The following is an 11,980-nucleotide window of genomic DNA, read 5'->3' as shown; positions in this document are numbered from 1 at the left end:
GGGGCGGGGCGGTCGGCTGCCCCGCCACCTCGCCCCGTCCGGGCTTCGACGGTCACGGGAGCGGGGCCGGCCTCCGGCCGGCCACTCACAGCCCGCACGGCCGGCCCGGCGTCGGCGCGGGCCCGGGGAACGTCAGCTGCTGAAGGACTCCCGGAAGTCCCACGGAGTGAACTTGTGACCGCGGCGGTTCTGGTCGGTCAGCCTGTTGGCTCCGTACTCGTCCTTCCCGGAGACGAGCACGGAGCCGAAGTTGTCCAGCGGGATCGTGCCGCCGTACTCGGACACGTCACCGAGGTCCGGGTAGACCTCGACCTGGGTCGGCACGTACCGGGTGGCGAACCCCATGCGGTAGTCCTTCTGGCTGCCGGTGTGCGGCAGCGAACCGTGCATCAGGGTCGACCAGAAGATCACGCACTCGCCCGGCTGCATGACGAGGGAGAACGCCTTCGACTCGTCGGGGCGCCAGTCGGGGTCCTTCTGCAGCTCGCGGTAGTCGTAGCCGAAGAAGCCGCGCCGGACGCTGTCCTTCTCCCGCTTGTTGATCGTGTCCGGGTTGTAGGACATGCCGAGGGACTCGTCGTAGTTCATCACCCGGTGCGTGCCCGGCATGAGCTGGAGGCAGCCGTTCTCCCGGGTGGAGTGGGTGAACGCGGTCCAGGCCGTGATCGTGCCGCCGAAGGCGGGCGCGTCGTTCTGCGCGGGCCACCTGATCTGGGGGCGGCCGCTGGAGTGGGCGAACGTCGACGCCTGGTGCCAGTCCGTCCCCTCGTCCCCCTGGTACTTCGGGAAGAACTCGGTGCGCCAGCACAGCAGGTCCGGACCGAGGATGGAGGCCACCCGCTCGACGATGGCCCGCTGCATGATGTGCTCGCTGAGCAGATCGATGTCGAGGTGCCGGTCGTAGTTGGAGAGGTTGGTCACCGCGCCCAGCGCGTCTTCCGGGTAGATCGCCCGCGACCGGTCCGGAATTGCCCGGCGTATGCGGTTCCAGCGCCTCTCCATCTCCTCGGGTTCATATACCTTGATCGGCCCGATGAAACCCTGCTCCTCGAACGTGGCGAGCTCGTCGGAGGTCAGTCGGAAATCGGAAATGCGGTCATTCACGGCTACTCCAGCCTCTGGTTCTGAATGCTTGGTGAACGAATTACGCGGTCGGCTGCTCGGCCATCCGCGTATGCAGTTCCGCGATCGCGCTGCCGAGCGACTCCTCGAACAGGACTTTCACGTCCAGCTCGCGACCGAAATGCTGCTGGACACGTGTGTTGAGGTTCATGGCGAGAAGCGAGTGGCCGCCGAGGTCCAGGAAGTTGTCCCCCAGGGAGACGTCCGGGTTCTCGATGGATTCGCCCACCCAGTCGACAATCAGCTTCTGAAGTTCGTGCACGCCCTCAGGAATGGAAACGGACATTGCCGCCGTACTCCTCTCGTAGGGTCTCGTGCGGGCCTCCGGCGAGGAATGGCCGATAGGCCGGAGAATCGCCGAACACTTTGCACAGGACCATGCACATGTGCATGCCTTGTTGCAGGCCTCACTCTATGGCCGTCGAGGCGAACGCGGTAATGCCGAATACTTGGGGGGTATACCCCGGGAACATATGTCGAGAGAATGCGCCACGACCGTGGTGCGGTTTTCTGCCCGATGTGAGTTCTTTCATCTCGGCTTGATGCGGGAGAAGAACGAGAACGGCCTGCTCGACACCCGGCGGCGGGAGGGCGACACGGGTCCGGACGGCGTACTACCGTGCCTGCGAGGACCCGACCCCGGCCGCCCTCGAAGCCTGCGGCGGCCGGGGCGACCTGATGCAGGATCACCTTCCGGGAGTCGCTGATGACCGTTCGCCGCGTCGTGCCCAACATCCGTTCGGAGGCGGTGGAGGAGAGCCGGGAGTTCTACGGCCTGCTCGGCTTCGAGGAGGTCATGAACCTCGGCTGGATCACCACCGTCGCCTCGCCGTCCCGTCCGCAGGAGCAGGTCAGCTTCATGACCCACGACCTGACCGCCCCGGTCGTCCCCGACATGAGCATCGAGGTGGACGACGTGGACAGGGCCTACGCGGCGGTACGGGAGAGCGGGGCGGAGATCGTCCACCCGCTCCAGGACGAGGAGTGGGGCGTGCGGAGGTTCTTCGTCCGCGACCCCGACGGCCGAGTGGTCAACGTCCTGAGCCACCGCTGACGTACGGGCCGGCACGGCGGCCGCCGTGCCGGCCGGAGCGGGCGCCGACGGGTCCGGTCCATCGCCGTGGCCCCTTCCGGCCCGTGGGTGTCCGTCCGTCGTGCACAGGTGATCGTCCGGGGCGGCCGCGGCTCTGCATATCGTGTGCGTCATGGACGTGTTCGACGAGCTGTTGCGGGGCGTGCGGGGCAGGGGCGCGGTGTTCGGCCGTTCGGTGCTGAGGGCACCGTGGTCGCTGCGGTTCACGGACGGGGCGTATCTGACCCTGTGCCTGCCGTTGCGAGGTGCGGGGTGGATCGTGCCGGAGGGCGGCGAGCCGCTGCGGGTGGAGGTCGGCGAGGTGGCGATCGTCCGGGGTCCGGCCCCGTTCGTCTTCACCGACGACCCGGCGGGCGGTACGGGGGCGGGGCGGGCCGGCGGCGTACGGGAAGTGCACTGGGGCCGGCTCCGCGACACCGGCGCCCCACCGGACCGCGGACCCGAATTCGACTGCCCCACCGTGCTGTTGGCCGCCACCTATGACGTACAGGCGCAGGTTCCCCAGCGGCTCCTGCGGGCGCTTCCGCCCGCCCTGGTGGTGCCCGACGAGCAGGACTGCGCGCCGATGCGCGACTACCTGGAGGCGCAGCTCGGCGGCGGGCGGCCGGGCGATCAGATCGTGCTCGACCGGCTGCTGGACTGGATGCTGGTGTGCACGCTGCGGGACTGGTTCGACCGGCCCGAGGCGGATCCGCCGGGGTGGTACGGGGCGCTCGGCGACGAGGTGGCGGGGCCGCCCGGGTCTCCACCCCCAGCTCACGGAGCCGGGCCGCCACCCGGCTGCCGGTCTTGCCGGTGCCGCCGGTCACGAGTACGGGTTCCTGCGCGGAGGTCGTGTCTGTCGTCGTATCTGTCCGATTCATGGCATCAGCCTCACGCGGCAGGGCGGCCTCCGCCCATGGCTCAGCGTCCGGGAGGGATGTCCGAGCGTCCGGCGGCCGACGTCCGGAACCGACGGGGGCGGAACACGACCGAGGCCCGGATCCTTGGGATCCGGGCCTCGGTCGTGTTCTTCAGTAGCGGGGACAGGATTTGAACCTGCGACCTCTGGGTTATGAGCCCAGCGAGCTACCGAGCTGCTCCACCCCGCGTCGGTAAACACCACTCTACGCCACGGATTGCCTCTCCGTGACCACGGGAGGTTCCACCCGCACGGCCGTCCGGTGATCGCGCGAGCCTTTGCCTGCACACCCATTCCTGACGCAGCGTCAGTTCAGTAACCTGACAAGGTGTCAGCTAACCGGCCGGCCCCGCCCGTTCACCGGCGGGCCATCGAGCAGGAGTGGGCGGAACGATGCTTGGATCGACTCACGGCACACTCACCACCGACTTCCGCGCCCGGGTGGTGGCCTGCGGCGAGGAGCCGCACGCCGCCGTCGTCAGCCTGCCGACGGCCTCGGCCCGGGGCGGCCTCGACGTCAGCGGGCGACCGCTGCACCTGACCGTGCCCGACCTGGACCGCTTCTTCCGGCCCCGATCGGTGGCCGTCGTCGGCGCATCGGACTCCGAGGGCCGCCCCAACACCGGCATCACCCGGCAGCTCATCTCCTGGGCCGAACGGGTCGGGGCCCGGCTGCACCCGGTGCACCCGACCCGGCAGGCCGTGTTCGGCCGGGACTGCTTCCCCTCGGTCACCGAGCTCCCCGAGCCGGTCGACCTCGCGGTCCTGCTCGTCGCGGACCCGCTCCCGGTGATCGAGGAGCTGGGCGAGGCCAAGGTGCCCTTCGCCGTCGCCTTCGCCTCCGGATTCGCCGAGACCGGGGAGGCGGGCGCGGCCGCCCAGGCCCGGCTGGCGGCGGCCGTGGAACGCTCGGGTCTGCGGCTGCTCGGACCGAACACCAACCTGAACGCCTTCGAGAGGTTCCGGGAGGACCTGGAAGGGCCCGCCATCGCCCTGATCACCCAGTCCGGGCACCAGGGCCGCCCGCTCCACGCCCTCCAGGAGCTGGGCATCCGGCTCTCGCACTGGGCCCCCACGGGCAACGAGGCCGATCTGGAGACCGCCGACTTCCTCGCCTACTTCGCGCAGCTCCCCGAGGTCGGGGCCATCGCCTGTTACGTCGAGGGGCTCAAGGACGGCCGTTCCTTCCTGCTCGCCGCCGACCGGGCCGCCCGCGCCGGGGTTCCCGTCGTCGCCGTGAAGGTGGGCCGCACGGAGGCCGGGGCCCGGACCGCCGCCTCGCACACCGGGAAGCTGACCGGGGCGGACCAGGTGGTGGACGCGGCGATGCGGCAGTTCGGGGTGATCCGGGTGAACGGCCTGGACGAGCTCCAGGACACCGCCGCCCTGCTGGCCCGCGCCCGGCCGCCGCAGGCCCAGGGGGTCGCGGTGTACTCGATCTCCGGCGGCACCGGCGCGCACTTCGCGGACCTGGCGACGGCGGCGGGACTCGCGCTGCCCACCCTGTCGCCGGCGAAGCAGGACGAGCTGCACACCTGGATACCCGGCTACCTGAACGTCGCCAACCCCATCGACAACGGCGGCCACCCGGTCGGCGACTGGCGCGGCCGGAAGATCATCGACGCGATCCTCGCCGATCCCTCCGTCGGGGTGCTGATCTGCCCGATCACCGGCCCCTTCCCCCCGATGAGCGACCGGCTCGCCCAGGACCTGGCGGACGCGGCGGAGGCCACCGACAAGCTGGTGTGCGTGATCTGGGGCTCCCCCGTCGGCACCGAGGACGCCTACCGCACCACCCTGCTGGGCTCGTCCCGGCTCGCCACCTTCCGTACGTCCCGCAACTGCGTCACCGCCGTGAAGGCCTACCTGGACCACCACCGCTTCACCGACCGCTACCGCTCCCCCTTCGAGGACGCCCCGCGCACCCCGTCGCCCTCCTTCCGCAAGGCGCGGGGCCTGCTGCGGCCGGGGCAGCAGCTCAGCGAGCACGCGGCGAAGCAGCTGCTGCGCGCGTACGGGATCCGGGTGCCGCGCGAGCAGTTGGTGACCAGCGCGGCGGCGGCGGTCCGGGCGGCGGGCCCGGTCGGCTATCCGGTGGTGATGAAGGCCTCCGGCCCCCGGCTCGCCCACAAGACGGAGCTGGGCCTGGTGAAGGTCGGCCTCACCTCGGCCAGCCAGGTCCGCGACGCCTACCGCGAGCTGACCGACATCGCCCGGTACGAGTCGGTGGACCTGGACGGCATCCTGGTCTGCCAGATGATCGACCGGGGCGTCGAGATGATGGTCGGGGTCACCCACGACGCCCTCTTCGGCCCGACCGTCACGGTGGGGCTCGGCGGGGTCCTGGTGGAGGTGCTGCACGACGCGGCGGTCCGGGTGCCGCCGTTCGGCGAGCAGCAGGCCCGGGACATGCTCGGCGAGCTGCGCGGCCGGGCCCTGCTGGAGGGGGTGCGCGGCGGGCCCCCCGTCGATGTGGACGCGCTCGTCGAAGTGGTGCTGCGGGTGCAGCGCATGGCCCTGGAACTGGGCGACGACCTGACCGAGCTGGACATCAACCCGCTGGTGGTGCTGGGCCGCGGGCAGGGCGCGGTGGCCCTGGACGCGCTGGCGGTGTGCCGATGAGCGGGGAGGCGGCGGACGCCGGGCCGGAGGCGAGCACGCCGGGCAGCAGGTCGGGCAGCAGGCCGGCAGCGGCCACGGGCATACCGGCCGCCCCCCAGGACTCGACCGTCCTGCACTCCCTCGACGGCGGCGTCTCGTGGATCACCCTCAACCGGCCCGAGGCCATGAACGCCGTCACCCGGGACCAGCGGGAGCAGATCATCGCCCTGCTGGCGGAGGCCTCCGCCGACCCCGCCGTACGGGCCGTCGTGCTCACCGCCACGGGCCGCGGCTTCTGCGCGGGGGCCGACCTGCGCGGCGCCCCGGCCCCCACCCGCGAACGGCTCCCCGGAGACGTCGCCCGGACGATCCGGCTCGGCGCGCAGCGGCTCATCGCCGCCGTGCTGGACTGCGAGAAGCCGGTGATCGCCGCCGTCAACGGGACGGCGGCCGGGATCGGGGCGCACCTGGCGTTCGCCTGCGATCTGGTCCTGGCCGCCGACACGGCGAAGTTCATCGAGGTCTTCGTACGCCGGGGGCTCGTCCCGGACGGCGGCGGCGCGTATCTGCTGCCCCGGCTGGTGGGACCGCAGCGCGCCAAGGAGCTGATGTTCTTCGGGGGCGCCCTCACCGCCGCGGATGCCGAGCGGCTGGGACTGGTCAACCGCACGGTGCCGGGAGGGGAGTTGGAGGCCCTGGCCAAGGAGTGGGCCGGCCGGCTGGCGGCGGGCCCCACCCGGGCTCTCGCCCTGACCAAGCAGTTGGTGAACGCCTCCCTGGACGGCGACCGGGCCACCGCGTTCGCGGCCGAGGCCGCCGCCCAGGAGATCAACATGACCACGCGCGACGCCAACGAGGGCGTGGCGTCCTTCGTCGAGCGCCGGCCGCCGGAGTACCGGGGTCGCTGAGAGGGGCGCACCCGGCCGCGGGAATCAGCGGATCAGCCGGCCACCGGCGGGTTGAAACGGTGGAAGCCGGGCTCCGACCAGCGCAGCGGGGAGGCGGCGGCGACCTCCCGTACGGCGGCGACCTCGAACTCCACGAGGCGCTCCGCCCCCGGCACCCGCGCCACCTCGTCCGCGTCCCAGACCGTACGGGCGAAGCCGGTCAGATGGAGGGAGGAGCCGGTGTCCCAGCCGGGCACGAGGAGACCGGCGGCCGGGTTGAGTTCGAGGTTGCCCAGGGTAAGGAACATGCCGTTGCCCGCGTAGTCGGGCCAGCGCAGCAGCCGGGGCGTGAGCACCTGGACGAAGCCCGGGTTGCCGCCCCGGTGCGAGGCGTCGGCGTCGCCCCGGTCGGAGGCGGTGGCGACGAAGAAGGTGTCCGCGGCCCGCAGCGCCTCCTGCTGTGCGGGGCTCAGGGCGTCGCCGTCCGCGACCGTGTGCCGCCGCCCGGCCCCCTCACCCGGAGCGGTCCGGTGGGGCCGGCGCACCTGGATGTACTTGGGGCAGTTGGAGACGGCCTGGTCGAGCGTGACGCGGAGCCCGTCCCCGTCCCGGACCGCCCGGCCGTTCATCCGCATCCGGCGACGGGTGGCCGGCTCGATGCCGATCATGCCGATCCGGGCGGGGGCGGCCCCGCCCGCGCCGGCGCCGGACAGCGGACCGGCCAGCGGGTCGTCGGGCAGGGGCAGCGCCTCGATGATCAGCGTGTCCGGCGCGGGAACGCGCAGGAATCCCGGTTCGCCGGTGAGCTGGGTCGCCCAGATCCGCCCCCGCTCGTCCGCACAGCCCACCACCAGGAAGGGCTGCTGGACGAGGAAGTCCGCCGCCACCTCCGGGATGTCGGAGCGGATGGCCCGCTGCGCACTCGCCGCCCGCTGTGCGAGGCCCGCCCGCTCCTGCACGGCGACCTCGCCACGGTGATATCCGTTCATGGCCCTGCTCCACCCTGCCCTTCTGCCGACGTCTGGATGCCTGGATTCCTGGATGCCTAGAAGAAGCCGCAGGTGGGAGATCCGGCGGTAGGGGCGTCCGCCGGGTCGGCCCCGGTCGGCGCGTAGATCTCCAGGCGGATGCCGTCGGGGTCGGCGAAGAAGATGCCGCCCGAGGTGCCGCTCTCGCCGTGCGGCACGACGCCCTCATGGGCGAACTCCGCGCCCAGCCCGCGCAGGACCTCCTCGGTGGCCCGGACCTCCTCGACGGAGTCCACCTGGAACGAGAGGTGGTGGAGACCGGGGAGGGCCGCCGAGAACGTGCCCTCGCTCTGCTGCCACAGGGTCACCACGAGCCGGTCGTCGCGCCCCAGGAACACCCAGCGGCGATCGGCGTCCCTGCCTTCGGCCAGCACCTCGAAGTCGAAGACCTCACGGTAGAAGGCTGCCGAGCGCTCCAGGTCGGTGACGTTGAGGCCGACGTGGCCGGTCTGGAGGTTCTTCGCCTTGCTCATGGTCGGTCCCGTTCCTTCGGTCAAGGTCGCGAGACGCTCTCGTAACCGTTGATATCGATTTTGAAGGTTAGAAGAAGCGGCGTCAACCGGTGATCTTCGTTTGGCTGGTTATGATCGACGGGTAAGCCGCCCCCTCCTGCGCGACGGAAGGAGCCCAGCCGTGCCGCATCCCCCTGGGGCCGACCCCCGGCCGCTGACCGGTGAGCCGCTCGCCATCGACCTGCTCAACACCCGCTGGACCGACGGAGCCGGCCCGCACGACCTGCTGGACTCGGTCTCCGGTCTGGCCGTCTGGCTCAACAGTCCCCCGGTACAGGAACACCTCGCCCCCGCCCCCGCCCCTGCCGCCCTCCCCGCCGCCGACCGTGCCACGCTGGACCGGCTGCTCCTGGCCCGCGCGGCGCTCGACACCCTGGCCACCAAGGCCGTCCGCCGCGATCCGGCCACCCCCGGGGATGCCGACCGGCTGAACGAGGTCCTCTCCCACGGACGCATCCGCCGCACCCTGGGGCCCGACGGGGCGCCGGAGTCCGTGGTGGAGGTGGACGAGCCGTCCTGGCTGCCCGCCTGGTACGCGGCGGAGAACTGGCTACGACTGGCCGTGGACCGGCCCGACCGCATCCGCTCCTGCGCGAACGACGCCTGCGTCCTGCACTTCCACGACGTGTCCAAGAACGGCACGCGCCGCTGGTGCTCCATGGCGGGCTGCGGCAACCGCGCGAAGGCGCAACGCCACTACGCCCGACGCACCGGGACCTGAGACCCGCATCCACGCGAGCGACTTCACATCTGACGATCCGTCAGCTCTAATGGACGGCGTGATGGGACACGCAGGCATGGCCGCCACCGCCGTCCGGTACCTCAGGTCCGTCGGCGCCGCCACGACAGCCGCACCGGGGTCACACGCCGGGACACCGCCCGAGGCGCTTCCCCGGCCGGACCTCAGGGCCGTCCGCGACGACGAGCGGCCGCCCGTCGCACCGGACGAATTCCGGCGCGTGCTGGGCCACTTCGCCAGCGGCGTCACCGTGATCACCGCCCGCGACGCGGACGGGCCGACGGGCTTCGCCTGCCAGTCCTTCGCCTCGCTCTCGCTGGACCCGCCGCTGGTGTCCTTCATGGTCGCCCGCACGTCGACGACCTGGCCGCGCATCGCCCGCGCCGGGGCCTTCTGCGTGAACATCCTGGGGGCGGAACAGGGCGCGCTCTGCCGGGGGTTCGCGGTCAGCGGGGCCGACAAGTTCGCGGGAGTGGCCCACGAGGACGCCCCGGCGACCGGGTCGCCGCTGCTGGACTCCGTACCCGCCTGGATCGACTGCCGTATCCACGCCGTCCACACCGGCGGCGACCACCTCATCGTGGTCGGCCGGGCAGAGGCACTGGGGGCGACGGACGAGGGGGACCCCCTCCTCTTCCACCGAGGGGCGTTCGGCCGGTTCAGCCGCTAGGTACGGTCTCGGCGGTCCGGGCACGGCGGATCACCAGCGACATCAGCGCCGCCATCGCGCACAGCGCCCCCGACGCGTACCAGACGACGTCGTAGCTGCCGAACACGTCCCGCGCGACCCCGCCGAGGAACGCCACCACCGCCGCGCCCACCTGGTGCGAGGCCAGCACCCAGCCGAAGACGATCGCACTGTCCTCGCCGTACTGCTCGCGGCAGAGCGCCAGCGTCGGCGGGACCGTGGCGACCCAGTCAAGACCGTAGAACACGATGAAGAAGATCATCGGCGGCTGCACCTCGGGCGCCATCAGCATCGGCAGGAACATCAGCGAGATCCCGCGCAGCGCGTAGTAGACGGCGAGCAGCCTGCGGGCGTCGAAGCGGTCGGTGAGCCAGCCGGAGAAGATCGTGCCGATGACGTCGAAGACCCCGATCACCGCGAGCAGCGAGGCCGCCGCCGTGATCGGCATGCCGTGGTCGTGCGCGGACGGGACGAAGTGGGTGCGGACCAGGCCGTTGGTGGTGGCCCCGCAGATCGCGAAGGTACCCGCGAGCAGCCAGAACGGTCCGGTGCGGGCCGCGTCGAACAGCACCCGCACCGTCCGGCGCGCGGCGCCCCGGGCCGGCGCGGGCTTGGGCACGAAGTCCCCGCCGTACGGGGCGAGCCCCACATCGGCCGGGTGGTCGCGCATCAGCAGGCAGACGAACGGGACGACGACGAGGGCCGCCAGGGCGACGGTGACCGAGGCGGGCCGCCAGCCGTGCTCGTCGACGATCCACGCGCAGAGCGGGAGGAAGACGAGCTGCCCGGAAGCCCCCGCAGCGGTGAGGACGCCGGTGACCAGACCCCGGCGGGCCACGAACCAGCGGTTGGTGACGGTCGCGGCGAACGCCATCGCCATCGACCCGGTGCCGAGGCCGACCAGCAGCCCCCAATAGATCATCAGCTGCCAGGAAGCGGTCATCCAGACACTGGCGACCGCCCCGGCCGCCACCATCGTGAGCGCGATCGCCACGACCCGCCGGATGCCGAAGCGGTCCATGAGCGCGGCGGCGAACGGCGCGGTCAGCCCGTACAGCGCCATGTCGATGGAGACCGCGAGCCCGATCTCGCCCCGGGACCAGCCGAATTCGGTGTGGAGCGGATCGATGAGCAGCCCGGGCAGGGAGTTGAACGCCGCACCGCCGATGATCGTCACGAAGGTGACGGCGGCGACGATCCACGCCCGGTGGACGGAGAAGGGGAACCGGCGGCGGGGCATCCCGGAGGCGGCGCCGGCGGTGGTCTTGGTCAGGTGGGTCACGTCAGCCAGCATCCGGGGGCCGGAGGCATCCGACGAGTGGCCCGGATGACATGGTTCGCAGGGATCGGGCCATGCCGAGACCTCGTCCCACCATGCGGACCACGGCGGCCGCCACCGTCCCGGCCGGGCACGCGCAGGCGGCAGGCGGCAGGCGGCAGGCGGCAGGCGCTGTGTACTGTCGCATCCCGTCCACGAGAAGCCGTCCGCCGGATTCGAGCACGCCACGAGGAGCGCCATGCACTGGGCCGCCCGCCAGGAGTTCGACCGCCGAGCCGGGGCCCGCGTGGCCTGGGGAGTGGGCCTGTCCGCCGTGGCGGCCGGGCTGCTGCTCTGGCTCGGCTACCTGCTCCTGGCTCCGTACACCGTCCCGTCGTCCTCCCCCACCCGCGACCTGGAGTGCGAGTCCCCGCTGGAACACGGGGGTTCGCACACCAGGCCCTCCTTGTGCGCCGGGGAGCGCGAGTGGCCCGAACTCGTCGGCATCCTGGCCCTGTCCGTCCCCACGGCTGTGGCGGGCGCGGCGCTCGTCGTCAGCGGCACCTCCCGGCGGCGCACCAGCGCCCATGTCTTCGAGATATTGGAGATGCAGGCGAGCGAGGAGCGGACCCGCGCGAAGAAGTGAGCCGCGAGCGGACCCGCGACCGCAAGCGGGCCGGTTGGGTCAGCGGCGGGGCCGAGCGGCCCCCGCGTGGGCGGCCCAGGCCGCCGCCGCGCCCACCGCTTACCCCGAGCAGGTCCGGAGCGTTGAAGGTCGAGCCGAGCACCAGCCGGGCCGCCGTGCTGTGCGCCGACAGCTCCGCCGGTACGCCGGTGAGCTGGAGGAACTCCACCGCCCAGCTCAGCCCGAGCGCCGTGGAGGCCACCACCACCGGCCGCGCGCGGGGCGCGCAGAAGGCGACGAGGGTGCAGAGCAGCACCGTGTAGAGCGCACTCCCCGCGTACTTGGCGAAGACGCCGTCCGCCCCGGCGCGCACCGCGAGGCCCGCGGTGACGGTGACGACGGCCGCCACCGCCGCGACCGCGCGAACCCTGGACGCGCGGGGCGTGAGCGGACGGCCCCCGGACGCACGGGCCCCTGACGCACGGACCGTGGAGTCGCCGCCGGTGGGCTGCGAGGACCGCTCCCG

13 protein-coding genes, 1 tRNA gene and 1 pseudogene are annotated in these 11,980 nt (G+C 72.2%); 8 read left to right on the top strand and 7 right to left on the bottom strand.

The window, feature by feature from the left end; all coding sequences use genetic code 11:
• Window positions 1–132: 132 nt before the first annotated feature.
• The gene (locus B9S58_RS08955; protein ID WP_103531580.1) at window positions 133–1,104 is read right to left on the bottom strand and encodes a chlorinating enzyme; all 972 of its coding nucleotides are present in this window, start codon (window positions 1,102–1,104) and stop codon (window positions 133–135) included.
• 40 nt (window positions 1,105–1,144) lie between these two features.
• A complete protein-coding gene (locus tag B9S58_RS08950) occupies window positions 1,145–1,408 on the bottom strand; it encodes a phosphopantetheine-binding protein (RefSeq protein WP_258044253.1) in 264 nt (87 codons plus the stop codon).
• Window positions 1,409–1,828: 420 nt separating this feature from the next.
• Between B9S58_RS08950 and B9S58_RS08945 the strand changes: the two genes are divergently transcribed.
• On the top strand, window positions 1,829–2,176 hold the full coding sequence (locus tag B9S58_RS08945; RefSeq protein ID WP_103531578.1) for a VOC family protein: 348 nt from the start codon (window positions 1,829–1,831) through the stop codon (window positions 2,174–2,176).
• A 151-nt stretch (window positions 2,177–2,327) separates the two neighbouring features.
• Entirely contained in the window at window positions 2,328–3,251 is a 924-nt protein-coding gene (locus tag B9S58_RS08940; protein WP_258044252.1) for a cupin domain-containing protein, read from the top strand.
• Here the strand turns inward: B9S58_RS08940 and B9S58_RS08935 are convergent.
• Window positions 3,233–3,306, bottom strand: a tRNA-Met gene (locus tag B9S58_RS08935). The genes B9S58_RS08940 and B9S58_RS08935 overlap by 19 nt on opposite strands.
• Before the next feature lie 203 nt (window positions 3,307–3,509).
• Here B9S58_RS08935 and B9S58_RS08930 point away from each other — a divergent pair.
• Window positions 3,510–5,738, top strand: a complete 2,229-nt coding sequence (locus B9S58_RS08930) for an acetate--CoA ligase family protein (RefSeq protein WP_103531577.1) — start codon at window positions 3,510–3,512, stop codon at window positions 5,736–5,738.
• Window positions 5,735–6,625, top strand: a complete 891-nt coding sequence (locus B9S58_RS08925) for an enoyl-CoA hydratase/isomerase family protein (RefSeq protein ID WP_258044251.1) — start codon at window positions 5,735–5,737, stop codon at window positions 6,623–6,625. Before B9S58_RS08930 ends, B9S58_RS08925 begins: the two co-directional genes overlap by 4 nt.
• A 32-nt stretch (window positions 6,626–6,657) precedes the next feature.
• Here B9S58_RS08925 and B9S58_RS08920 read toward each other — a convergent pair whose 3' ends face one another.
• Together B9S58_RS08920 and B9S58_RS08915 are read right to left on the bottom strand one after the other, a co-directional pair.
• Complete coding sequence (locus B9S58_RS08920) at window positions 6,658–7,593, bottom strand: pyridoxamine 5'-phosphate oxidase family protein (RefSeq protein ID WP_103531576.1); 936 nt, start codon at window positions 7,591–7,593, stop codon at window positions 6,658–6,660.
• Between the two features lie 56 nt (window positions 7,594–7,649).
• Window positions 7,650–8,105: a VOC family protein gene (locus B9S58_RS08915; RefSeq protein WP_103531575.1), complete on the bottom strand. Its 456-nt coding sequence runs from the start codon at window positions 8,103–8,105 to the stop codon at window positions 7,650–7,652.
• Window positions 8,106–8,265: 160 nt separating this feature from the next.
• Between B9S58_RS08915 and B9S58_RS08910 the strand changes: the two genes are divergently transcribed.
• Both B9S58_RS08910 and B9S58_RS08905 read left to right on the top strand, forming a co-directional pair.
• Complete coding sequence (locus B9S58_RS08910) at window positions 8,266–8,865, top strand: CGNR zinc finger domain-containing protein (protein WP_103531574.1); 600 nt, start codon at window positions 8,266–8,268, stop codon at window positions 8,863–8,865.
• Window positions 8,866–8,941: 76 nt separating this feature from the next.
• On the top strand, window positions 8,942–9,553 hold the full coding sequence (locus B9S58_RS08905) for a flavin reductase family protein (protein ID WP_103531582.1): 612 nt from the start codon (window positions 8,942–8,944) through the stop codon (window positions 9,551–9,553).
• Here B9S58_RS08905 and B9S58_RS08900 read toward each other — a convergent pair.
• On the bottom strand, window positions 9,543–10,865 hold the full coding sequence (locus B9S58_RS08900) for an MFS transporter (protein WP_103531573.1): 1,323 nt from the start codon (window positions 10,863–10,865) through the stop codon (window positions 9,543–9,545). The two genes, B9S58_RS08905 and B9S58_RS08900, sit on opposite strands and share 11 nt — an antisense overlap.
• A 223-nt stretch (window positions 10,866–11,088) precedes the next feature.
• Here B9S58_RS08900 and B9S58_RS08895 point away from each other — a divergent pair, with 223 nt between their 5' ends.
• Window positions 11,089–11,475, top strand: a complete 387-nt coding sequence (locus B9S58_RS08895; protein WP_103531572.1) for a hypothetical protein — start codon at window positions 11,089–11,091, stop codon at window positions 11,473–11,475.
• A 39-nt stretch (window positions 11,476–11,514) separates the two neighbouring features.
• Here the strand turns inward: B9S58_RS08895 and B9S58_RS08890 are convergent.
• Window positions 11,515–11,863, bottom strand: a pseudogene (locus B9S58_RS08890) (DUF2809 domain-containing protein).
• Here B9S58_RS08890 and B9S58_RS38430 point away from each other — a divergent pair.
• Window positions 11,796–11,980, top strand: a 185-nt coding sequence (locus tag B9S58_RS38430; RefSeq protein ID WP_219818875.1) for a hypothetical protein, incomplete at its 3' end; no start/stop codon positions are given. The pseudogene B9S58_RS08890 and the gene B9S58_RS38430 overlap by 68 nt on opposite strands.

Origin of the sequence: Streptomyces sp. SM11 (genome assembly GCF_002910905.1) — a bacterium.
Classification (GTDB): Bacteria; Actinomycetota; Actinomycetes; order Streptomycetales; family Streptomycetaceae; genus Streptomyces.
Note: the sequence above shows the minus strand (reverse complement) of the source record. Positions and strands in the feature narration are given on the sequence as shown.

Bases quoted from the DNA above. Each gene is read 5' to 3' on its own strand.
- B9S58_RS08950 (WP_258044253.1), bottom strand. From the start codon at position 1,408: ATGTCCGTTTCCATTCCTGAGGGCGTGCACGAACTTCAGAAGCTGATT.
- B9S58_RS08945 (WP_103531578.1), top strand. From the start codon at position 1,829: ATGACCGTTCGCCGCGTCGTGCCCAACATCCGTTCGGAGGCGGTGGAG.
- B9S58_RS08940 (WP_258044252.1), top strand. From the start codon at position 2,328: ATGGACGTGTTCGACGAGCTGTTGCGGGGCGTGCGGGGCAGGGGCGCG.
- B9S58_RS08930 (WP_103531577.1), top strand. From the start codon at position 3,510: ATGCTTGGATCGACTCACGGCACACTCACCACCGACTTCCGCGCCCGG.
- B9S58_RS08925 (WP_258044251.1), top strand. From the start codon at position 5,735: ATGAGCGGGGAGGCGGCGGACGCCGGGCCGGAGGCGAGCACGCCGGGC.
- B9S58_RS08920 (WP_103531576.1), bottom strand. From the start codon at position 7,593: ATGAACGGATATCACCGTGGCGAGGTCGCCGTGCAGGAGCGGGCGGGC.
- B9S58_RS08915 (WP_103531575.1), bottom strand. From the start codon at position 8,105: ATGAGCAAGGCGAAGAACCTCCAGACCGGCCACGTCGGCCTCAACGTC.
- B9S58_RS08905 (WP_103531582.1), top strand. From the start codon at position 8,942: ATGGCCGCCACCGCCGTCCGGTACCTCAGGTCCGTCGGCGCCGCCACG.
- B9S58_RS08900 (WP_103531573.1), bottom strand. From the start codon at position 10,865: ATGCTGGCTGACGTGACCCACCTGACCAAGACCACCGCCGGCGCCGCC.
- B9S58_RS08895 (WP_103531572.1), top strand. From the start codon at position 11,089: ATGCACTGGGCCGCCCGCCAGGAGTTCGACCGCCGAGCCGGGGCCCGC.